The organism is Ruegeria sp. CE6, from assembly GCF_056537485.1.
Genome location: NZ_JBQFRR010000001.1, coordinates 940236 through 960174, shown reverse-complemented (window position 1 = coordinate 960174; position 19939 = coordinate 940236). Strand labels below are relative to the sequence as shown.

Sequence of the window (19939 nt, the reverse complement as noted above, 5' to 3'; positions counted from 1 at the left end):
CACGATCAGGTAAGACGTGGCAGCCCTTTGCGCGGCAGTCAGGAACGGCAGGCATGAAACGCGCAGAACAGGTGACATTTGGCGGCTCGGCACTGGATCGGGCGGGTTTGCTGCGCGGCGACGCGGACAAACTGGCACAGGTTTATCGTGACCCTTTGGCAACATGTGTGTTGCTGTGGCGTGGCAAACTGTTGGTTGAGGGTGAGGCACTGGACCGGCTCGTCCGGCTTCCGATGACGCACAAGATTCTCGAACAAGGCCCGGGCGGTGTGATCGAGCAACCGATTTTCCTTGGAAAATCCGAGGATGGATCGCCGCTTTTTGCCATGGACATCTCGGGCTGGGCGGCTGAAGGGCTGGATTTATCCGGTGTCGGAGATTTTGTCGATCGCAGCGAACAGCAGCACCCTGATCTGCCCGAGGGGTGTGTCTTTGCCGAGCTGCGCCGCATCATGACACGCCTCAACCCACGAGACGCAGAGATTGCGGCAACCGCCAAGGCGGTGATCGGCTGGCACGAAACGCATCAATTCTGTGCCCGATGTGGTGCCCGCAGCGAGATGTCTCAGGGTGGATGGCAGCGCAGTTGCCCGGCCTGCGGCGGCCAGCATTTCCCGCGCACCGATCCTGTGGTCATCATGTTGATTACCCATGGCAATTCGGTGCTGATGGGGCGCTCTCCGGGCTGGCCTGAAGGCATGTATTCGCTTTTGGCTGGTTTTGTTGAGCCCGGTGAAACGCTGGAAGCCGCTGTGCGGCGCGAAGTGATGGAAGAGGCGGGCGTGCCCGTGGGTGCGGTGAGCTATCTCGCAAGCCAACCCTGGCCCTTTCCCGCATCCCTGATGTTTGGATGCGCAGGCGAGGCGTTATCGCGCGATATCCAGATCGATCCGGTCGAGATCGAGGATGCGATCTGGGTCACACGGACCGAGATGATGCAGGCCTTCGCTGGGGATCACCCTAAGCTGTTGCCTGCCCGAAAAGGTGCGATTGCGCACTTTTTGTTGCAACACTGGCTTGCAGACACGTTGGACTGACGAGAAACTGAACCCAATCTAGGGCAGAGAAAAGCAATCATGCAGTTTTCAGCGCAGGAAGATATCGATGTCCCAATCGAGACGGTCTTCAACATGGTCTCGGATTTTGAACGCTTCGAACGCAAAGCCTTGCGGCGCGGGGTCGATGTGCGTCGGGTCACGGGGTCGGTTGTGCCGCAGGCCGGAATAACCTGGGAGACCGAATTCAAGATACGTGGCAAGCCACGTCATATCATTATCGAGATGACTGAATGCGACCGCCCGTCCTTGATGCGGTTCCAGTCCAGCAGCAAGGGAATGAACGGCGACACGGTGATCGAGCTTTTGGCGCTTTCCCAACGTCGGACACGGCTGCGCGTTGAAACATCGCTGGGTGCGAAAACGCTGCCCGCCCGCCTATTGCTTCAATCCCTGAAGTTAGGGCAATCCCGATTCAGGCGGCAGTTCCAGACCCGTCTCAGCGAATTCGCGCGCGATATGGAGGAACGACACCTCCATGGTGTCTGACAACCGAGAAGTAGATGAGCACTTTAACGAGACCGATCATACGCGACGCTGTCGAAGCCGATGCGGATGGCTTGTCCGGTGTGCTAACAGCGCTTGTAGCGGCTGGAAAGCGGACCAAGCCCGCCGACAGCGCCTTTGCACTGACGCATTACATCTGCGACCCTGAGCGGATTCAGTGTAGCCTTGCCGTTGCGCCGGACGGACAGATACTGGGTTTCCAGTCGTTGAAGCTTGCCAACCGAAACAACCCGTATGGCGTTGCGGTCGGGTGGGGCATCATTGGGACGCATATCAAACCGTCCGCTGCGCGATGTGGTATCGGTCGGGCGCTGTTCAAACGTTCTCTTCAAGCCGCTCGGCAGCAGGGATTGCCCGCTATCGATGCTACGATCGGGGCCAATAATTCCGACGGCCTTGGCTATTATGAGGCGATGGGATTCAGAGAGTACCGGCAGATGGATGGCGCGATATGCAAGGTCTTTCGCATGGGGACCGGAGTGACCAACCCGTAGTCCGCCGCACTTTCAGTATGTCGCACCGAAGGACTCTAATTACTGTTCTAGGGTGCAAGCGTAGCTGCCCCGCCTATCCAGGCCGTTCCTTTGAAGGGGCGAGCCGATTGCCTGCACTAACCACGAGGTTGCGCAGCCGGATAAACGCCGAGGACCTCTACGTTGGTGGTAAAATGCTCAAGCTCATCCATCGCCAGTTGCACATTTCGATCGCCTGGATGACCCACGATATCGGCATAGAACTGGGTCGCGGTGAAGGACCCGTCGACCATATAGCTTTCCAGCTTGGTCATGTTGATTCCGTTGGTTGCAAATCCGCCCATCGCTTTGTACAGCGCCGCCGGGATGTTACGCACCTGAAAGACAAAACTTGTGATCATGCCGTGATCACCACGGCGCGATTCGTCGGCCTCACGAGACATCACCAGAAAACGGGTCGTGTTGTCGCCCTGATCTTCAATGTGACGGGCCAAAACGTTGAGGCCGTAAATCTCACCTGCCAGCTCACTGGCTAACGCTGCGGAGTGTTTGTCGCCGATCTCGGCGACCTCGCGTGCGGCACGAGCATTATCCGGGCTGACCCTGCCACGAATTCCGTGTTGCTTCAGGAAACCTGCGCATTGTGGTAGCAAGACGAGGTGGGAATGCGCCTCAGTGATATCCTCCAGAGTCGCGCCCGGTACGCCCAACAGGTTGATGTGCACGCGCACAAATGCTTCGTCGATGATGTGCAGCCCGCTATGCGGAAGCAGGCGGTGAATATCGGCCACACGACCATAGGTGGTATTTTCCACCGGTAGCATGGCCAGATCAGCCTCACCTGAGCGCACTGATTCGATCACATCTTCGAAAGTGCGGCAGGGCAGGGCGTCCATATCCGGTCGCGCGTTCCGGCAGGCTTCGTGACTGTATGCGCCGGGTTCTCCCTGAAATGCTATGCGATTGGTCATTTGGTCGTTTCCGTGCAACAAGTTCTTGAATTGGGCGTTTAGTCGCGGTGTCTATACCTTGCGTCTTCTCAGGGGAAGCCTTAGACACCCCGCAGACAGCTGAAATGGACACGCGATCAAAATGTTCGACACGATGACAGTTACCAAAGCCGCAGCCGGCTTGTTTGGCACCTTCCTGGTGTTGCTTCTGGCAAAATGGGGGGCGGATGTCCTCTATAGCTCTGACAGCCATCTTGCCGAAGCTGCTTACATTATCGAAACCGAAAGCTCGGGCGAAAGCGCGGACGGCGAAGAAGTAGTCTTTGAAGATATGTTGGCTGCAGCCGATCCGGAAAAAGGCGCGCGCGTATTCCGCAAGTGCACCGCTTGCCACAAACTGGAAGACGGCGCCAATGGTACAGGTCCTTACCTTTACGGTGTCGTAGATCGCCCGGTTGCCTCAGCAAAAGGCTTCACCGGTTATTCGGCCTCGATGCAGGCGCATGGTGGCAACTGGACACCCGAAGCCCTGGACGCGTTCCTGGAACGCCCAAGCGCCTATATCTCGGGCACTTCGATGAGCTTTGCTGGCCTGAAAAAACCACAAGAACGCGCCGATCTGATTGCGTATCTGCAGACCATCGGCAACTGATCTGTTGATCAGATTTGCAGGATTTAAAGCCGCTGCCTTGCGCAGCGGCTTTATTTTTTGTCTGAGAAGAACTTCACAAAGCGTTCACGCATTCTAAACTTGCAACTGACAGTGCTGGACCTTTAGCTGGCGGGCACGACAATGAAGATGACAGAAATTCAGAGGACGAGCCTGATGAAACCCCTTCTGCCCCAGATGCGCTTTACCGGAATTCACGCTTGGGCTGCGGCTTTTGGGATTTCGGCGACACTGGTTCTGGGCAGCAGCGATCCTGCCCGTGCCAATGAAGAGGGCGTCACGCGTAGCCACGGGTATTCCTATTTCGGAAATCTGGATTATCCGGCCGACTATCCGTACTTGAACTACGTCAACCCAGACGCACCAAAGGGCGGAGAGCTGTCTTTATCGGGCTCAGGTACGTTTGATTCCCTGAACCCTTATTCGCGCAAGGGGCGGGCAGGCGCTTTGACTACGCTTCAATATGACCCGCTGATCGAAAGTACCGCGGACAGTGTCGGGCAGTATTATGGGGTTGTTGCGGAAAGTATGGAATATGACGAAGGGCGCAATTATGTGATCTTCAATCTGCGCCCCGAAGCTATGTTCTGGGATGGCACCCCGGTGACTGCCGAAGACGTCGTCTATAGTCATCGTTTGTTCATTGAGCAGGGTTTGCCGTCTTATGCGCAAGCCGTCGGGCGCATGGTTACAGGGGCTGAAGCTCTGGATGACCACACTGTAAAATTTACTTTTAGTCCGGATGTCACCCGGCGCGGGTTGATCGAAACCGTCGGGTCGACCCCGGTATTTTCAAAAGCCTGGTTCGAGGCCGATGAAAGCCGTCGTCTGGACGAACCGCGGCTGGAGGTCGCCGTTGGTTCAGGTCCTTACAAACTGGACAGCTATGACATCAACCGTCGTATAGTCTACAAGCGTCGCGACGATTATTGGGGCAAGGATCTGCCGATCAACATAGGCCGCAACAATTACGACACTATCCGGATCGAGTATTTCGCGGATCAAACCGCCGCCTTCGAAGGGTTCAAGGCGGGCGAATACACGATGCGTATCGAAAGTGACCCCAAGCTCTGGGCCTCTAGTTACGATTTCCCGAAACTCAGCGAAGGGTTTGTCGTGCAGGACGAGATCGTGGATGGTAGCCCACCGACGCCGTCGGGTTTCGTTTTCAATCTGGGCAAGCCTCAATTTGCCGACAAGAATGTGCGTAAAGCGCTGGCGCTGGCGTTCAATTTCGAATGGGCAAATGAATCGCTGATGTTCGGTCTGAACGCACCGCGCAGTTCATTTGTGCAGGGGACACATCTTGAAGCGACAGGCGTGCCGGAGGGTGCCGAACTGGCGTTTCTGGAAACGCTGGGTGACGTGGTTCCGGCCGAGGTGTTCAGCGAGCCTGCGCTTGTCGTCCACGAATCCAATCCAGCTCGGTTGAACGACCGTCGCAATTTGCGGCAAGCCTCGAAACTGCTGGACGAGGCTGGTTGGCCCGTCGGCGACGGCAATCTGCGCCGCAATGCCGATGGGCAGACGCTGAAGGTCAATATTCCGTATGCGTCGAGCATTCCAACCTCGACCGCCACCATGATCGAGACCTATGTGCAGAACCTGCAGTCGATCGGTGTGGATGCTTCGGCAGAGAAGGTAGATCCTTCTCAATTCACCCTGCGGCGGCGTGAGCGTGATTATGATATGGTATATTCGAACCGCTACGGCTCGTTCCTGTCGACCGGCGGGGGTCTCAGTCAGATGTACGGATCGGAGGAAGCCGCGTTCAGCTTGTTCAACCCTGCCGGTCTTGCCAGCCCGCTTGTTGACGCTGTGATCGAAGCGTCATTCGACACGACAAATCAGGCGGAACAGGATGCTGCGCTGATGGCGTTGGATCGTGTCTTGCGTTATGAGTTCTTCGTCATTCCCGATGGGTATGTGGCGGATTACTGGACGGCTTATTACGACATGTACGAATACCCTGAAAACCTGCCTCCATTCTCGCTTGGGTATCTCGATCTGTGGTGGATCAACCCCGAGAAAGAGGCTGACCTGAAAGCCAAAGGCGCGCTGCGATAACATGGGCGCCTATATCCTAAGACGCCTGTTGCTGGTCATTCCGACCCTTCTGGGCATCATGATCGTCAACTTCACGCTGGTGCAGTTCGTGCCCGGTGGTCCCATTGAACAGATCATCGCGCAGATCGAAGGGCAGGGCGACGTCTTTGCTGGGTTCGCTGGTGGTGGCGATGCCGGAGCCGGGGCCGAGCCCGCAGGTGGTGCCTTTGATGACAAATACGTCGGTGCGCGTGGCCTTCCGCCCGAATTCATCGCTGAACTGGAAAAAGAGTTTGGCTTCGACAAACCGCCACTGGAACGCTTTCTAGGCATGATGGGCAACTACCTGACGCTGGATTTTGGCGAGAGCTATTTCCGCTCGATCAGTGTGATTGATCTGGTGCTGGAAAAGATGCCGGTGTCTATTTCGCTGGGTCTGTGGTCGACGCTGATCGCCTATCTGGTCTCGATCCCGCTAGGTATCCGCAAGGCGATCAAAGACGGGTCGAACTTTGATACTTGGACCAGCGGTGCGATCATCGTGGCCTATGCTATCCCCGGTTTCCTGTTTGCCATTCTGCTGCTGGTGTTGTTCGCCGGTGGCTCTTACTGGCAGATTTTCCCGCTACGGGGTTTGACTTCGGACAACTGGGACAGCCTCAGCCTGTTTGGAAAGATTACTGACTATTTCTGGCACATCGCTTTGCCGATAATCGCGCTGACCATCTCGGCCTTTGCGACGCTGACGCTGCTGACCAAGAACTCGTTTCTGGATGAGATCAAGAAGCAGTACGTGATGACCGCTCGCGCCAAGGGTTTGAGTGAAAGCAAGGTGCTATATGGTCATGTCTTCCGCAACGCGATGCTGATCGTGATTGCAGGTTTCCCTGCTGTATTCATTGGTGTGTTCTTCGGTGGATCGATCATCATCGAGACCATTTTCTCGCTCGATGGTCTTGGGCGTCTGGGCTTTGAGGCCGCAGTGGCGCGCGACTATCCGGTGATTTTTGGTACGCTTTTCATATTTGGCCTGATGGGGCTGGTCGTCGGCATTATCAGCGATCTGATGTATGTGCTCGTTGACCCGCGTATCGATTTCGAAAAGCGGGAGGGGTAAATGGCACTCTCCCCTCTCAATCAGCGCCGTTGGCGCAACTTCCGGCGCAATGGCAGGGCGTTCTGGTCGCTGATCATCTTCTCGGTGTTGTTCGGCCTATCGCTGTTTGCCGAGTTCATCGCCAACGACAAACCGATCCTGGTAAAGTACCGGGGTGAAATCTACACGCCAGTCTTCAACTTTTACGCCGAGACTGAGTTCGGCGGTGATTTCCAGACCGAGGCGATCTATCGCGACCCCGAGGTCATGTGCCTGATCGATAGCGGCGGATTGGATCAGTGCTTCGACGACCCCGAAGGTATTATCGACGAAATCAAGGCGGGCACGTTCGAAGCGGATGGGTTTGAGCGAGGCTGGGCCATCTGGCCTCCAATCCCGTATTCCTTCAACACCAGCGTGGACCGCCCGGGCGCTGCACCGCTGCCGCCTAATGGCCAGAATCTGCTCGGCACTGACGACACCAAGCGAGATGTGTTAGCTCGTGTCATCTATGGCTTCCGCCTGTCGATCCTGTTCACTTTACTCGTCACCGGTGTGGCCAGTTTGATCGGCATTTTTGCTGGGGCCATTCAGGGGTTCTTTGGCGGTTGGCTGGATCTGATCTTCCAACGTATTATCGAGATCTGGTCGGCGACACCCTCGCTTTATGTCATTATCATCATGTTCGCGATTCTTGGGCGAAGTTTCTGGCTCTTGGTGATTCTGATGATCCTGTTCAGTTGGACCGGACTGGTGGGCGTCGTGCGCGCTGAATTCCTGCGGGCACGAAATTTGGAGTATGTCCGTGCCGCGCGGGCGCTGGGCGTGGGTAACATGACGATCATGTTTCGCCACATGCTGCCTAATGCGATGGTCGCCACGCTGACCTTCATGCCGTTCATCGTGACTGGAACCATCGGTGGGCTGGCTTCGCTGGACTTCCTTGGCTTCGGTTTGCCGTCTTCAGCCCCGTCGCTTGGAGAGTTGACTTTGCAGGCGAAACAGAACCTTCAGGCACCGTGGCTGGCCTTCACTGCCTTCTTCACCTTTGCCATCATGCTGTCGCTGTTGGTCTTCATTTTTGAAGGCGTCCGCGATGCGTTTGATCCCAGAAAGACCTTCTCATGAGCCTTTTGGATGTGAACAACCTCAAGGTCTCGTTCCGGCAGGACGGGCAGGTGAGTGCGGCAGTCAAAGGCGTGTCCTTTACCGTCGACCGGGGTGAAACGGTGGCTTTGGTGGGCGAATCCGGCTCGGGCAAATCCGTGACGGCGTTGAGCACTGTGTCGCTGCTGGGTGATAGCGCAATTGTCGAAGGCTCAGTCACCTATGGCGGTCAAGAGATGATTGGCGCGTCCGAAGACAGGTTGATGGACGTGCGCGGCAACGACATTAGTTTCATCTTTCAGGAGCCGATGACCTCGCTCAATCCATTGCACACGATCCAGAAACAGATGGCGGAATCGCTGGCTCTGCATCAGGGCGTTACCGGCGATGAGGCGCGGGAACGGATTGTAGAACTGCTGACCAAGGTCGGCATCCGAGACCCCGAGGAGCGGCTGGACAGCTATCCGCACCAGTTGTCCGGCGGGCAGCGTCAACGCGTGATGATCGCGATGGCGTTGGCGAACAAGCCGGACATTTTAATCGCGGATGAGCCGACAACGGCGCTGGACGTCACCATCCAGGCGCAGATTCTGGAGTTGCTGGCCGAACTGCAAAAGTCCGAGAACATGGGGATGTTGTTCATCACCCATGACCTTGGCATCGTCCGCCGCATCGCCGACCGGGTTTGCGTGATGAAGGACGGTGAAATTGTCGAAGCCGGAGTGACAACGGAGATTTTCGACAACCCGCAACACCCCTATACTCGCAAGCTTCTGGAGGCCGAGCCGTCCGGGCACCCCGACCCGGTGGCCCCGGATGCCGAAGAGGTAGCCCGCACCGATCACCTGAAAGTCTGGTTCCCGATCCAGCGCGGTTTCCTGAAACGGACCGTAGGCTATGTGAAGGCCGTCAACGACGCGACCCTCAGCGTCCGTGCCGGGGAAACGCTTGGGATCGTGGGGGAGAGCGGCTCGGGCAAGACGACGCTGGCGCTGGCGATCATGCGTCTGATCGCGTCCGAGGGCGGGATCACTTTCCGCGACCAGAATGTGCGCCGCTGGTCAACGCGCGAGTTGCGGCGGTTGCGCAAGGACATGCAGATCGTATTTCAGGATCCGTTCGGCAGCCTCAGCCCGCGGATGACCTGCATGCAGATCATCGCCGAGGGGCTGGCCATCCATAAGGTCGATCCTCATCGCGCCCCGCGCGATCTGGTGGCCGAAGTGATGAACGAGGTCGGATTGGACCCCTCTGCGATGGACCGCTATCCGCATGAGTTTTCCGGCGGGCAACGCCAGCGGATCGCCATCGCCCGCGCCATGGTGTTGCGGCCCAAGCTGCTGGTTCTGGACGAGCCTACAAGTGCGCTGGACATGACCGTGCAGGTGCAGATCGTTGACCTGCTGCGTGAGCTGCAAAGGAAATACGGGCTGGCCTATCTGTTCATCAGTCACGATCTGAAGGTCGTGCGCGCGATGTCCCACAACGTGATCGTCATGCGAAACGGCGATGTCGTCGAGATGGGCGCTGCCGAAGATTTGTTCGAACACGCCCAGACCGATTACACGCGCGAACTGATCGCGGCAGCGGGCTGATACGCAGCCCGCGCCTTTGATGTCAGGCTATTTCCTTGTTTTTGGCTGACGCGGGAACGGGGCCGCGTAGCTCTTCATAGTGATCGAATTGTAGTTTGACCCAACCGGTCCCGCGGGTAGCACTGGCAAGTGTGCGGTGCAGTTCATCCTCGGCCACGGCGGGGAGTGTCGCATTGAATATTTCCCAGCCTGAGGCGTTGGGGTTGCCTTCAAACCCAAGAACCTGCCCCTGCAGCGAGCTGATCGTCGGGACAAGATCGCCGACGAAGGTTGAGGGCAGATGGATTTCGGCGTTCAGGATAGGTTGCAGGACGACGGGTTTCGCCTCGGGTAGCGCTTCGCGCACGGCATTCTTGCCAGCAGTGCGGAAAGCATAATCGGAACTGTCCACGTTATGGTGTTTGCCGTCGCTGAGTGTCACCTTGACGTCCACAACTGGGAAGCCTTCAGGCCCTTCGATCAATGCGTCTTTGGCCCCGTGTTCAACCGAAGGAATGTAATTCCGGGGTACGGCCCCACCTTTCACCACTTCCTCGAACTGGAACCCCGAGCCGCGCGGCAGCGGAGCGATGGATATGACCACATCGGCAAACTGCCCCGCACCGCCGGATTGCTTGCGGTGGCGATGGCGATGATCGACCTTTGTGCGGATGGTCTCGCGATAGGCGGTTCCGGCGGCTTCGGCCTCAATCTCGATGCCAAAATCCTCGGCGAGTTTGGCGGTCACGCGGCGCATGTGCTGCGGGCCTTGTGAGCCCAGAATAGAATGACCGCTCAACTCGTCTTGCTCCAGGTGCAGGCCGGGGTCGATCTCAACCAGCCGGGTCAACGCATTCGACAGGCGCACGTCGTCTCGCTCATGCGCAGGTGATACGACCTGACGATGCGCGGCAGGATGGGATGAGGCCCATTCCGGCAATGGCGTTGCCGCCGCGCTGTCATAGATGAAGCCAGGATTAAGGTGGTCGGATTTGACAGCAAGGCCAATATGTCCGGCTTCAAGCGCGCTGATCTGGGTCTTGGCGTCCAAGGTTGTCAGATTTCCAACAGTTTCGCCACCAAGGGGTTCATGAGCTTTCACGCCGTCGCCCAGACCGCGCAATACGGTGATCTTGCCGATATGCTTCTTCACATCCGCAAAGCCAGCAATGGCGCGGGCGTTTTCTTCGGCCTCATCCCGGTCAGCTGCAATGTTGAATTCCGGCGCTTCATGGCGCAGTGCTTTCATCAAACGGGTCAGACCGTTGCCATGGCTCGCGGCACCTAGGCAGGCCGGGATAAGCTGATGGTTCTGCAAGACCTGTGCGGCCAGCTCGTAGACCTCGTCGCTTGGGGGCTGTTTGTCCTCAATCAGTTGCTCCAGCAGATTGTCATCGAAATCCGATAGGGTCTCCAACAACTCAGTGCGTGCTTCCTGTTCGCGGTCTTCCGCTGATTGCGGTAGCTCGATCAGGGCCGAGGGCTGCCCCTCCTGATACTTCCAGGCGCGCTCTGAGATCAGATCGACTGCGCCGATAATGGTGTCTCCGTCCCGGATCGGCACCTGCCGCAGAGCGATGTGGTGGGTGCAATAGGTCTGCAGTGCAGCAACGATGTCGCGGATGCGACCGTTGGGGCTGTCCATGCGGTTGATGAATAAAAAACAGGGAATGCCGGCCTCTTCGACCAACCTTAGATACGGGGCACACAGAACGGCGGCATCGGGGTCAGGTGGGACAACCACAACTGCTGCGTCCGAGATCGCCATGGCCGGGCCGACATAGGCCAGCGCATCGCCGCCTCCGTCTACGTCCACCGCGCACCACGGTTCGTTTAAATAAGAAAAACCGTGCAGATGCACGGTTCCGGCAACATCGAATGTGGTGGGCCGCCCGTCGAGGCGGCTGATCGCTTCGACCAAGGTGGATTTGCCCGATTGGCTGGGGCCGAGGACGGTGAAAACGCGCATGAGTGCTGTCCCTCTTTCAGGTTGCAGTATGGCTGCACGAAAAGGGCTGTCGAACGCATGCGCGTCGGCAAGAACTGTCTGCGTTTGCCTGCCTCAGGCTGTGAAGAGGTGGGTCTCTCCACCCCTTGAGTGTGGAGAAAACCGAAGGCATGCGTCAAGCCCCCGTGCCGGTTTGTAAGGGAAGGTCGCGAAAAACGACCTGCCGAAGAGTGTTCAGATCGCGGAACTATGCCCAGCCTTACTCAGATCATACGTGTCAAAGCTGCGCGCGATCATGCGGGTCAGCGCACGTGCTTCGGGCGGTATGAACAATCCGTTTTCATCCACGCGTAGCAACCCGTCGAAGGCCGCGTTTGCCGTTGCGTACATTTGCTGCAGTTCCGCAGTTGAAATGTCATAATCGCGCAGAATCTCGGCCGAGTTGATCTGAAAATCGCACATCAATGCTTCGATCAGACGAGACCGTAGAACATCCTGATCTTTGAACAAATGCCCGCGCGACGTCGAGAACCGCCCTTCGCGTATGGCCTTCGTATGAGCCGAGGTTGCCGGTGCGTTTTGCGCATATCCTTGCGGGAAGCGTGAGATCGAGCTTGCACCCAAGCCAATCAGAATAGGAGCTTGATCGTCTGTATAGCCCTGGAAATTCCGTTTCAATCGACCAGCGCGCAGCGCATGGGTCAGCCCATCGTCCTGCGTCGCGAAGTGGTCAATCCCGATCTCGGCATAATTGTCCCATAGGAACAGTCGCCGGGCGGTTTCAAAAAGTTCCAGTCGCTGTTCCGGTGTGGGCAGGGCATCTGATGGAATCAACTGCTGGCGCTTGGCCATCCACGGCACATGCGCGTAGCCATAGAGTGCGACCCGGTCAGGGTTCAGCGACAACAGCTTTTGCACACTTTCGGTCATGCGCGCCTTGGTCTGGTGGGGCAGGCCATAAAGGATGTCCGCATTCAGGCTGGATATACCACGCGCGCGGATCATCTCGGCAGCTTCGCGGGTGGTGTCATAGCTTTGAATGCGACCGATGGTTTTCTGGATTTCGTCGTCAAAATCCTGAACGCCGATCGATGCGCGATTCATCCCGGCTTCGGCCAGTGCATCCAGCCGGGCTTCGTCGATCTCATTCGGATCGATCTCGACGGAAAACTCGGCGTCTGGGCCTAAAGGCACAATCTCAAGGATTCGCGCGGCCAGATCCCGCATCAAGTCTGCATTCAACAGCGTCGGCGTACCGCCGCCCCAGTGTAGCCGCGACAGTTTAACACCCTCTGGCAGGCGTGCCGCCAGCAGGTCCAGCTCGGCCTTTAGCACGTCGACATAGGCAATGACCGGGTTATCAGTCTGGGTGCCTTGTGTCCGGCAGGCGCAAAACCAGCACAGCCGACGGCAGAAGGGTACGTGGATGTAAAGCGAGATTGAACTGCCCGGAGCAATCCCGGAAATCCAGTCGCTAAACAGATCGGCCCCAACGTCATTGCTGAAGTGGGGTGCGGTGGGATAGCTTGTGTAACGCGGTACTTTCGCGTCAAAAAGTCCAAGCCGTGCCAGTTGAGGTTTCAGTGTCATAAAGATATGACTATAGCTGGAGGGCCCAGGGTACTTTGACCGAAATCAAATGGAAGCGCGAATGACACTCAAGGCCCAATTCGACCACACCAATTGCGCAGAATGCCCGATCCGGCATCGTGCGGTGTGCGCGCATTGCGAAAAGGACGAGCTGGAAGAGCTTGAGAACATCAAGTACTACCGCAGCTTTGAGGCGGGGCAGACGATCATCTGGTCCGGCGATCCGATGAATTTTGTCGGCTCGGTCGTGTCGGGAATCGCGTCTTTGACACAGACGATGGAGGATGGGCGCAGGCAAATGGTCGGCCTGCTGCTGCCTAGTGATTTCGTGGGTCGCCCTGGACGAGACAACGCGCCTTATGACGTGGTTGCAACCACCGATCTGATGATGTGCTGTTTCCGCAAAAAGCCGTTCGAAGACATGATGATCACAACGCCGCACATCTCGCAGCGTCTGCTGGAAATGACGCTGGACGAATTGGATGCGGCCCGTGAGTGGATGCTGGTGCTTGGGCGCAAGACGGCGCGGGAAAAGATTGCCAGCCTGCTTTCGATCATCGCGCGCCGGGACGCATCGATTCATCAAGCCGGAATGGTAGCTCCGATTGTCTTTGACCTGCCACTGACGCGCGAGGCGATGGCCGACTATCTTGGGCTGACCCTGGAAACTGTCAGCCGGCAGATTTCCGCCTTGAAGAAAGATCAGGTCATTACTCTGGAAGGTAAACGCCATGTAACAATCCCCGATATGGGGCGCCTAATGGAAGAGGCGGGCGACGATACCGATGGCGGGTTTCTGGTCTGATGCCTCAGCCCGCCGCCCTCGAACAATTGGGAGTCCCTTATGGAATTTAGCGGTTTACTCGCCATGCTGTTCATCGGCGCAATAGCTGGCTGGCTGTCGGGAAAAATCATGGAAGGGCGTGGGTTCGGCCTGATCGGGAATATTATAGTCGGGATTGTCGGTGCGTTTCTGGCGGGCACGATCTTTCCCGCCCTGGGCTTTGCGGTTGGCGGAGGGCTCATCTCTTCGATCTTCTTTGCCACTATCGGCGCGGTGATCCTGCTGTTCCTGATCGGCCTGATCCGCAAGAAATAAAGCCGCACCAGAGACGGGCGGCTTTTGCGTTTGTTGGCGTCGTCAGTGAGCCAGAAACACGGGGATTTCTGATTGCTCCAGCATATTGCGGGTCGCACCGCCCAAAATGGCCTCGCGAAAGCGCGAATGGCCATAGGCCCCCATAACGATCATATCGGCCTCGGTATCGGCAGCGTGGCGATTGAGGATGTCTGAGACGCGCGTCATGGTCTTGCTGAGCACGTCGATTTCGCACTTCACCCCATGTCGCGCCAGCATCTGAGATAGCAGACCGCCCGGGTCCGATCGATCCGGCCCATGACGCGGTGGATCAATCACAACAATCCGTGTGAGTTCGGCCTGCTTCAAGAATGGCAACGCGCGACGGATGGCGCGCATCGCTTCGACGCTTTCGTTCCAGCCCACCATGACGGTTTTTGGGGCCGAAATCGGTTTGTTATCATCGGGCACCAATAGCACCGGCGAATGGCCTTCGAACATGGCGGCCTCGACGATGGGTTCAGCTTCTGCGTCGCGGTCTTTTCCATAAGGTCGCGGCAATACCACGAGATCCGAAAAGCGCGCGCGACGTGCGACATGTCGCCCGAGATCAGCGATCTGAGCTACCCCGTTTTCAGCGGACCAGCGCACGCCCGACTTACCCAGATAATCCTGAGCGTAGGCGAGTATCTCGTCCGCCTCGGCATTGGCGCGGCTCAGGGTCTCCTGCAGGATCAAAGCGTTTGCACCGGCATAATAATAACCGGTCTGACTGCGATCGACGCCAAGACACAACGCTTCGACATGGGCGTCCTGCCCTTCTGCCAATGCCACCATTTGTGCCAGTGCGTTCTGAGAAAGCTTGGTTTCCGTCATGACCGTAAGAAGAGATTTAAATGCCATGTCGACCTCATGTTTCCGGCGCTGTCCGTTGCCAGCGCGTGTCTGTTTCTGCAAAATACCTCTCACAGAAAACAGGGGCTTGTCTTGATGCAGATCAAAGCGTCAAAGGCGACCTCGCTGCATTACAGCATGCAGTCAAAAAGGTTTCGCGTGACACGAAGAATCGCGCGAGGCATGGCAAAGGGACGCAATATGTCAAATTACATCAAGCTGATCGTGCTTGGGCTGGTGGTGTTGTTCGCAGCCATCGGCTCTAATTATGCACGGGATTTGGCGTATCAGGTGCACGCAATTCTGGTGATGTTGATCGCCGGCGGTCTGTTCATCTGGACGCTTAGAAACACGGAAGAGCCAGATATCCTCGTCGACCGCTCTGGTGAGTATATGGATGATGTGATCCGCTACGGCGTGATCGCAACCGCATTCTGGGGGGTGGTCGGGTTCCTGGCGGGGACTTTTATTGCATTCCAGCTAGCTTTTCCGGCGCTAAACTTCGAATGGGCGCAGGGCTATCTTAATTTCGGGCGTCTGCGGCCGCTGCATACATCGGCGGTGATCTTCGCCTTTGGCGGTAACGCGTTGATCGCAACTTCGTTCTATGTCGTACAGCGCACCAGCGCTGCGCGACTTTGGGGTGGAAACCTGGCATGGTTCGTGTTCTGGGGCTATCAGCTGTTCATCGTGCTTGCGGCAACCGGTTATATACTTGGTGGAACGCAGTCGAAAGAATATGCCGAACCTGAATGGTACGTTGACCTGTGGCTGACCGTTGTCTGGGTTGCCTATCTGGCTGTTTATCTGGGCACGATCATCAAGCGGAAAGAGCCGCACATCTACGTGGCAAACTGGTTCTATCTGGCCTTTATCGTGACTGTCGCCATGCTGCACCTGGTCAACAACATGACCATCCCGGTCAGCATCTGGGGATCGAAATCGGTCATCGTCTGGTCTGGTGTTCAGGATGCCATGATCCAGTGGTGGTATGGCCACAACGCCGTGGGCTTCTTCCTGACTGCCGGTTTCCTGGGTATGATGTACTACTTCATCCCGAAACAGGCTGAGCGTCCAGTATTCAGCTACAAGCTGTCGATCATCCACTTCTGGGCGCTGATCTTCCTGTATATCTGGGCCGGCCCGCACCACCTGCACTATACCGCGCTGCCTGATTGGGCCTCGACCCTTGGCATGGTATTCTCGGTGATCCTATGGATGCCTTCGTGGGGTGGTATGATCAACGGTCTGATGACCCTGTCGGGTGCATGGGACAAACTACGCACTGACCCAGTGATCCGGATGATGGTGATTTCGGTCGGCTTTTACGGCATGTCCACGTTCGAGGGTCCGATGATGTCGATCCGCGCTGTGAACAGCCTCAGCCACTATACCGACTGGACTATCGGTCACGTACATTCGGGCGCGCTGGGCTGGAACGGTATGATCACCTTTGGTGCTCTTTACTTCCTAGTCCCTGTTCTGTGGAAGCGTGAGCGTCTGTACTCGCTGCAGCTGGTCAGCTGGCACTTTTGGCTCGCCACCATTGGCATCGTTCTCTACGCGGCGTCGATGTGGGTCACCGGTATCATGGAAGGCCTGATGTGGCGTGAAGTGGATGCCAATGGCTTCTTGGTGAATTCGTTCGCTGACACCGTTGCCGCGAAGTTCCCGATGTATGTGGTGCGTGCGCTGGGTGGCGTGATGTTCGTCGCTGGCTCGCTGATCATGTGCTACAACCTGTGGATGACTGTACGGAAAGCACCGGCCAAAGAGGCTAGCCTGACCGTCGCGGTCCCGGCTGAATAAGGAGGGCCGGAGCAATGGCAATTCTCGACAAACACAAGATCCTCGAGACCAACGCGACCCTCCTGCTGATCTTCAGCTTTCTGGTCGTGACCATTGGTGGCATCGTACAGATCGCGCCCCTGTTCTATCTTGAGAACACCATCGAGAAGGTGGAGGGTATGCGCCCTTACACCCCTCTCGAACTGGCGGGGCGTGAGGTTTATCTGCGCGAAGGCTGCTATGTTTGCCACAGCCAGATGATCCGCCCGATGCGGGATGAGGTTGAACGTTATGGCCACTACTCGCTGGCGGCTGAATCCATGTATGATCATCCGTTCCAATGGGGGTCCAAACGCACCGGGCCGGATATTGCCCGCGTCGGTGGCCGGTATTCGGATCAATGGCAGGTGGACCACCTGCGCGATCCACAATCGGTGGTGCCGGAATCGGTGATGCCGAAATACGGCTTCCTTGAGGATCGTAAGCTAGACGGCAAGTATATCGGTGACATCATGGCGGCAAATGCCGTGGTCGGCACCCCGTATACCGACGAGATGCTTGAACAGGCGCAGGCCGATTTTCGGGCGCAGGCCGATCCGGACAGCGATTATGATGGATTGTTGGAACGCTATGGCGACAAGGTCAATGTGCGTAACTTTGACGGTCAGCCCGAGCTGACTGAAATGGATGCGTTGGTTGCTTACCTCCAGATGCTGGGCACGCTGGTCGATTTCTCGACCTTCACCCCGGACGCAAGCCGTTAAAGGAGGGTGTGATGGAACTATACACAATTCTAAGGCAGTTCGCGGATAGCTGGATGTTGCTGCTCCTGTTCTCGTTTTTTATTGGCATCATCATCTGGGTTTTCCGCCCTGGTGCCAGCAAGGAATACAAGGACACCGCCAACATCCCGTTCCGGCACGCTGATGCCCCAGCGCCCCGTCGGGGCGACGACAAACCCGCCACATCCAAGGAGGCGCGGCAATGAGTAAGACACCTGAAAAACAGCCGGGCGATCCTAACACCACGGGTCACAGCTGGGACGGAATCGAGGAATTCGATAATCCGATGCCACGCTGGTGGCTTTGGACCTTTTACGCGACCATCATTTGGGGCGTGATCTACACGATCATGTACCCCGCATGGCCCTTGGTTCAATCGGCAACCGCCGGTGTGCTGGGTTGGTCCTCGCGCGAGCTGGTGCAGCAGGAAATGGTCGCGTTCGAAGAAGCGAATGCGCCGTGGAATGCCAAGTTGGTGGAAACACCGCTGGAAGAAATCTCGGCCGACGCGGAGCTGCAACAATACGCAGTTAACTCTGGTGGCGCTGTGTTCCGAACCTGGTGCGCGCAGTGCCACGGATCGGGCGCGCAGGGTGCGCCGGGTTTCCCGAACCTGCTGGATGACGCCTGGCTGTGGGGCGGCTCGCTTGAGGATATCGAGTACACCATCGCCTATGGCATCCGGAACGAGGAAAGCGACGACGCGCGCTATTCCGAGATGCCGGCCTTTGGTGAGATCCTCGAAAAGGATGAGATCACTCAAGTGGTTCAATACGTCATGTCCCTGACTAACGCCCAGACCGATGACGCGGCGGCGCAGGCAGGCAAGGTTGTGTTCGAAGACAATTGCGCGGCTTGCCACGGTGATGACGGCAAAGGCGACGTTTCCCAGGGCGCGCCGAATCTGACCGATGCGATCTGGCTCTATGGTGGCAGCGAAGAGGCACTGACCGAGACGGTCACCTACAGCCGCTTCGGCGTCATGCCCCCGTGGGAAAACCGTCTGACCGACGCGCAGATCCGCGCTGTCACGGCCTATGTCCACCAGTTGGGTGGCGGTCAGTAAGGGTTAACAGAACACCTCCGGGCGGTCTCCCGCCCGAAGGTCTAGGCACCGGCTGTTCCATCTGTTCGCGCGTTTCCAGAACAGCCGGTGCCGATTTTCAAACAATAGGGCTGCAATCTCTGCCGGTCCAGATACGGCATTCAAACCAGTATCAAAGATCGTTCAGATTTACATCGCGCGGGTTTTCTCTCCATCAATGATGTTCGGGCAGCCAGCGCCGCTTGCGACGGCCCGGCTTTGGCGCATCGTAGATGTGAGGCGTATTGATGCGTGTCGCGTTCAAAAAAGATCTGGCGAATACGGTCAGCATGGTTTCCCTCCTGTGCAGAGTTGTTTCTGAGCTTTAAGATTGACCTTTCGCACGCCGAATGCGACTCAATTACCATTTCAACGTGTAAGCAGGGTTTACATATGGACTGGCTATCACTGCCGCCGTTGGCCTCTCTCAGGGCCTTTGCAGCCTTCGCTGAGAATCGAAGTGTTGTCGAGGCCGGTGCTGCGCTCAATGTTAGCCACGCTGCAATCAGCCAGCAGCTTCGCGCGCTCGAGAAACATCTGGGCGCGGCTCTGCTGGACCGAACGGGCAAAGCGCTGACACTTACCGCGGAAGGTGAGCATCTGGCCCGTGCCCTGCAGCTTGGATTTGGTGCGATCGAGGCTGCTGTGGGTGATCTGGCTCGCTCGGCTCAGGACCGCCCGGTTCATGTGTCGCTGACGTCTTCCTTCGCTGCATCTTGGCTGATGCCGCGACTGCCGAGTTTCCGCGCGACGCATCCCGACGTAAACCTGATTCTCGATCCAACCTTTGAGGTGGTCGAGCTGCAACCGGGTGGCGTGGATGTAGCGATCCGTTATGGCGCCGGCGGTTGGCCGGGGGTGGAGTGTGAAATGTTGTTGCAGACGCCGATGGTCATCGTCGCCTCACCCACACTATTGGGTAACAAAACCGATTGGTCCCCGGCAGAACTTGCGCAGTTGCCGTGGCTTGAGGAAATTGGCACGACTGAGGGGACAAAATGGCTGACTGAGCGAGGTGTCGGACCCGAACGCGGCGCGGGGCGTACACAGCTTCCCGGTAACCTGCTGCTGGATGGTTTGCGGTCTGGGCAAGGGGTCACCGTCACTGTGCGACAATTCGTCGAAGCGGACATCAATGCGGGCCGCGTCGTCGAACTCTTCGCCGAGCCGGATACGCGCGGGTATCATATAGTTACGCAAAAACAAGCTCTTAGGCGATCCGTGAAAATCTTCATCAACTGGCTGAGGCGCGAAGCGCGAAGCCAGCAGTAATTCACGCGTCTAAAGGTGTCTGCTC

The 19939-nt window shown here is 57.3% G+C and carries 19 protein-coding genes; 15 read left to right on the top strand and 4 right to left on the bottom strand.

Annotation, left to right across the window (positions count from 1 at the left end; all coding sequences use genetic code 11):
- Positions 1 to 53 precede the first annotated feature (53 nt).
- The 3 genes from nudC to ACR0DK_RS04740 are packed head-to-tail and all read left to right on the top strand — an operon-like array spanning position 54 to position 2056.
- Complete coding sequence (gene nudC, locus ACR0DK_RS04750; RefSeq protein WP_170425765.1) at positions 54 to 1037, top strand: NAD(+) diphosphatase; 984 nt, start codon at positions 54 to 56, stop codon at positions 1035 to 1037.
- Between the two features lie 39 nt (positions 1038 to 1076).
- Entirely contained in the window at positions 1077 to 1544 is a 468-nt protein-coding gene (locus ACR0DK_RS04745) for an SRPBCC family protein (RefSeq protein ID WP_170406543.1), read from the top strand.
- A 14-nt stretch (positions 1545 to 1558) separates the two neighbouring features.
- On the top strand, positions 1559 to 2056 hold the full coding sequence (locus ACR0DK_RS04740) for a GNAT family N-acetyltransferase (protein ID WP_170425763.1): 498 nt from the start codon (positions 1559 to 1561) through the stop codon (positions 2054 to 2056).
- A gap of 116 nt (positions 2057 to 2172) precedes the next feature.
- Here the strand turns inward: ACR0DK_RS04740 and ACR0DK_RS04735 are convergent, their stop codons facing one another.
- Entirely contained in the window at positions 2173 to 3006 is an 834-nt protein-coding gene (locus tag ACR0DK_RS04735) for a prephenate dehydratase (RefSeq protein WP_170398663.1), read from the bottom strand.
- A 121-nt stretch (positions 3007 to 3127) separates the two neighbouring features.
- On the opposite strand from ACR0DK_RS04735, the gene ACR0DK_RS04730 reads away from it, so the two are divergent.
- The 5 genes from ACR0DK_RS04730 to ACR0DK_RS04710 all read left to right on the top strand — a co-directional run bounded on the left by ACR0DK_RS04730 (position 3128) and on the right by ACR0DK_RS04710 (position 9499).
- Entirely contained in the window at positions 3128 to 3637 is a 510-nt protein-coding gene (locus tag ACR0DK_RS04730) for a c-type cytochrome (protein WP_170398660.1), read from the top strand.
- Between the two features lie 174 nt (positions 3638 to 3811).
- Positions 3812 to 5722 (top strand): extracellular solute-binding protein, encoded by a 1911-nt coding sequence (locus ACR0DK_RS04725; protein WP_170732480.1) that lies wholly within the window; start codon positions 3812 to 3814, stop codon positions 5720 to 5722.
- 1 nt (position 5723) lies between these two features.
- Positions 5724 to 6818, top strand: a complete 1095-nt coding sequence (locus tag ACR0DK_RS04720) for a microcin C ABC transporter permease YejB (RefSeq protein ID WP_480734954.1) — start codon at positions 5724 to 5726, stop codon at positions 6816 to 6818.
- Positions 6819 to 7925, top strand: coding sequence for an ABC transporter permease (locus tag ACR0DK_RS04715; protein ID WP_170398652.1), 1107 nt, complete (start codon positions 6819 to 6821; stop codon positions 7923 to 7925).
- Positions 7922 to 9499 (top strand): ABC transporter ATP-binding protein, encoded by a 1578-nt coding sequence (locus ACR0DK_RS04710; protein WP_170663193.1) that lies wholly within the window; start codon positions 7922 to 7924, stop codon positions 9497 to 9499. Before ACR0DK_RS04715 ends, ACR0DK_RS04710 begins: the two co-directional genes overlap by 4 nt.
- Positions 9500 to 9521: 22 nt before the next feature.
- Here the strand turns inward: ACR0DK_RS04710 and ACR0DK_RS04705 are convergent, their stop codons facing one another.
- On the bottom strand, positions 9522 to 11447 hold the full coding sequence (locus tag ACR0DK_RS04705; protein WP_480734951.1) for an elongation factor G: 1926 nt from the start codon (positions 11445 to 11447) through the stop codon (positions 9522 to 9524).
- A 213-nt stretch (positions 11448 to 11660) separates the two neighbouring features.
- Positions 11661 to 13016: an oxygen-independent coproporphyrinogen III oxidase gene (gene hemN / locus ACR0DK_RS04700; RefSeq protein WP_170406528.1), complete on the bottom strand. Its 1356-nt coding sequence runs from the start codon at positions 13014 to 13016 to the stop codon at positions 11661 to 11663.
- A 61-nt stretch (positions 13017 to 13077) separates the two neighbouring features.
- Between hemN and fnrL the strand changes: the two genes are divergently transcribed.
- Positions 13078 to 13821 carry a transcriptional regulator FnrL gene (fnrL, locus tag ACR0DK_RS04695; RefSeq protein WP_170406526.1) on the top strand — a complete coding sequence of 248 codons (744 nt, stop codon included), beginning with the start codon at positions 13078 to 13080 and terminating at the stop codon, positions 13819 to 13821.
- A 39-nt stretch (positions 13822 to 13860) separates the two neighbouring features.
- Positions 13861 to 14115, top strand: coding sequence for a GlsB/YeaQ/YmgE family stress response membrane protein (locus tag ACR0DK_RS04690; protein ID WP_480734949.1), 255 nt, complete (start codon positions 13861 to 13863; stop codon positions 14113 to 14115).
- A 42-nt stretch (positions 14116 to 14157) separates the two neighbouring features.
- Here the strand turns inward: ACR0DK_RS04690 and ACR0DK_RS04685 are convergent, their stop codons facing one another.
- Positions 14158 to 14997, bottom strand: a complete 840-nt coding sequence (locus ACR0DK_RS04685; RefSeq protein WP_170398633.1) for a universal stress protein — start codon at positions 14995 to 14997, stop codon at positions 14158 to 14160.
- A gap of 192 nt (positions 14998 to 15189) precedes the next feature.
- Between ACR0DK_RS04685 and ccoN the strand changes: the two genes are divergently transcribed.
- From ccoN to ACR0DK_RS04660, 5 genes are all read left to right on the top strand, one after another.
- The gene (ccoN, locus tag ACR0DK_RS04680; protein ID WP_170398630.1) at positions 15190 to 16797 is read left to right on the top strand and encodes a cytochrome-c oxidase, cbb3-type subunit I; all 1608 of its coding nucleotides are present in this window, start codon (positions 15190 to 15192) and stop codon (positions 16795 to 16797) included.
- 14 nt (positions 16798 to 16811) lie between these two features.
- Positions 16812 to 17540: a cytochrome-c oxidase, cbb3-type subunit II gene (ccoO, locus tag ACR0DK_RS04675; protein ID WP_170398627.1), complete on the top strand. Its 729-nt coding sequence runs from the start codon at positions 16812 to 16814 to the stop codon at positions 17538 to 17540.
- An 11-nt stretch (positions 17541 to 17551) separates the two neighbouring features.
- Positions 17552 to 17764: a cbb3-type cytochrome c oxidase subunit 3 gene (locus ACR0DK_RS04670; RefSeq protein ID WP_170398624.1), complete on the top strand. Its 213-nt coding sequence runs from the start codon at positions 17552 to 17554 to the stop codon at positions 17762 to 17764.
- The gene (gene ccoP / locus ACR0DK_RS04665; RefSeq protein ID WP_223117104.1) at positions 17761 to 18624 is read left to right on the top strand and encodes a cytochrome-c oxidase, cbb3-type subunit III; all 864 of its coding nucleotides are present in this window, start codon (positions 17761 to 17763) and stop codon (positions 18622 to 18624) included. The genes ACR0DK_RS04670 and ccoP overlap by 4 nt, the downstream gene beginning before the upstream one ends.
- 411 nt (positions 18625 to 19035) lie before the next feature.
- Positions 19036 to 19914, top strand: coding sequence for a LysR family transcriptional regulator (locus tag ACR0DK_RS04660; protein WP_480734945.1), 879 nt, complete (start codon positions 19036 to 19038; stop codon positions 19912 to 19914).
- Positions 19915 to 19939 lie beyond the last annotated feature (25 nt).

Excerpts from the sequence above, each read along its gene's own strand:
- ACR0DK_RS04670 (WP_170398624.1), top strand. The coding sequence starts at position 17,552 with ATGGAACTATACACAATTCTAAGGCAGTTCGCGGATAGCTGGATGTTG.
- fnrL (WP_170406526.1), top strand. The coding sequence starts at position 13,078 with ATGACACTCAAGGCCCAATTCGACCACACCAATTGCGCAGAATGCCCG.
- ACR0DK_RS04740 (WP_170425763.1), top strand. The coding sequence starts at position 1,559 with ATGAGCACTTTAACGAGACCGATCATACGCGACGCTGTCGAAGCCGAT.
- hemN (WP_170406528.1), bottom strand. The coding sequence starts at position 13,016 with ATGACACTGAAACCTCAACTGGCACGGCTTGGACTTTTTGACGCGAAA.
- ACR0DK_RS04720 (WP_480734954.1), top strand. The coding sequence starts at position 5,724 with ATGGGCGCCTATATCCTAAGACGCCTGTTGCTGGTCATTCCGACCCTT.
- ccoP (WP_223117104.1), top strand. The coding sequence starts at position 17,761 with ATGAGTAAGACACCTGAAAAACAGCCGGGCGATCCTAACACCACGGGT.
- ccoO (WP_170398627.1), top strand. The coding sequence starts at position 16,812 with ATGGCAATTCTCGACAAACACAAGATCCTCGAGACCAACGCGACCCTC.
- nudC (WP_170425765.1), top strand. The coding sequence starts at position 54 with ATGAAACGCGCAGAACAGGTGACATTTGGCGGCTCGGCACTGGATCGG.
- ACR0DK_RS04745 (WP_170406543.1), top strand. The coding sequence starts at position 1,077 with ATGCAGTTTTCAGCGCAGGAAGATATCGATGTCCCAATCGAGACGGTC.
- ACR0DK_RS04735 (WP_170398663.1), bottom strand. The coding sequence starts at position 3,006 with ATGACCAATCGCATAGCATTTCAGGGAGAACCCGGCGCATACAGTCAC.
- ACR0DK_RS04710 (WP_170663193.1), top strand. The coding sequence starts at position 7,922 with ATGAGCCTTTTGGATGTGAACAACCTCAAGGTCTCGTTCCGGCAGGAC.
- ACR0DK_RS04685 (WP_170398633.1), bottom strand. The coding sequence starts at position 14,997 with ATGGCATTTAAATCTCTTCTTACGGTCATGACGGAAACCAAGCTTTCT.
- ACR0DK_RS04725 (WP_170732480.1), top strand. The coding sequence starts at position 3,812 with ATGAAACCCCTTCTGCCCCAGATGCGCTTTACCGGAATTCACGCTTGG.
- ACR0DK_RS04690 (WP_480734949.1), top strand. The coding sequence starts at position 13,861 with ATGGAATTTAGCGGTTTACTCGCCATGCTGTTCATCGGCGCAATAGCT.
- ACR0DK_RS04715 (WP_170398652.1), top strand. The coding sequence starts at position 6,819 with ATGGCACTCTCCCCTCTCAATCAGCGCCGTTGGCGCAACTTCCGGCGC.
- ACR0DK_RS04730 (WP_170398660.1), top strand. The coding sequence starts at position 3,128 with ATGTTCGACACGATGACAGTTACCAAAGCCGCAGCCGGCTTGTTTGGC.
- ccoN (WP_170398630.1), top strand. The coding sequence starts at position 15,190 with ATGTCAAATTACATCAAGCTGATCGTGCTTGGGCTGGTGGTGTTGTTC.
- ACR0DK_RS04660 (WP_480734945.1), top strand. The coding sequence starts at position 19,036 with ATGGACTGGCTATCACTGCCGCCGTTGGCCTCTCTCAGGGCCTTTGCA.
- ACR0DK_RS04705 (WP_480734951.1), bottom strand. The coding sequence starts at position 11,447 with ATGCGCGTTTTCACCGTCCTCGGCCCCAGCCAATCGGGCAAATCCACC.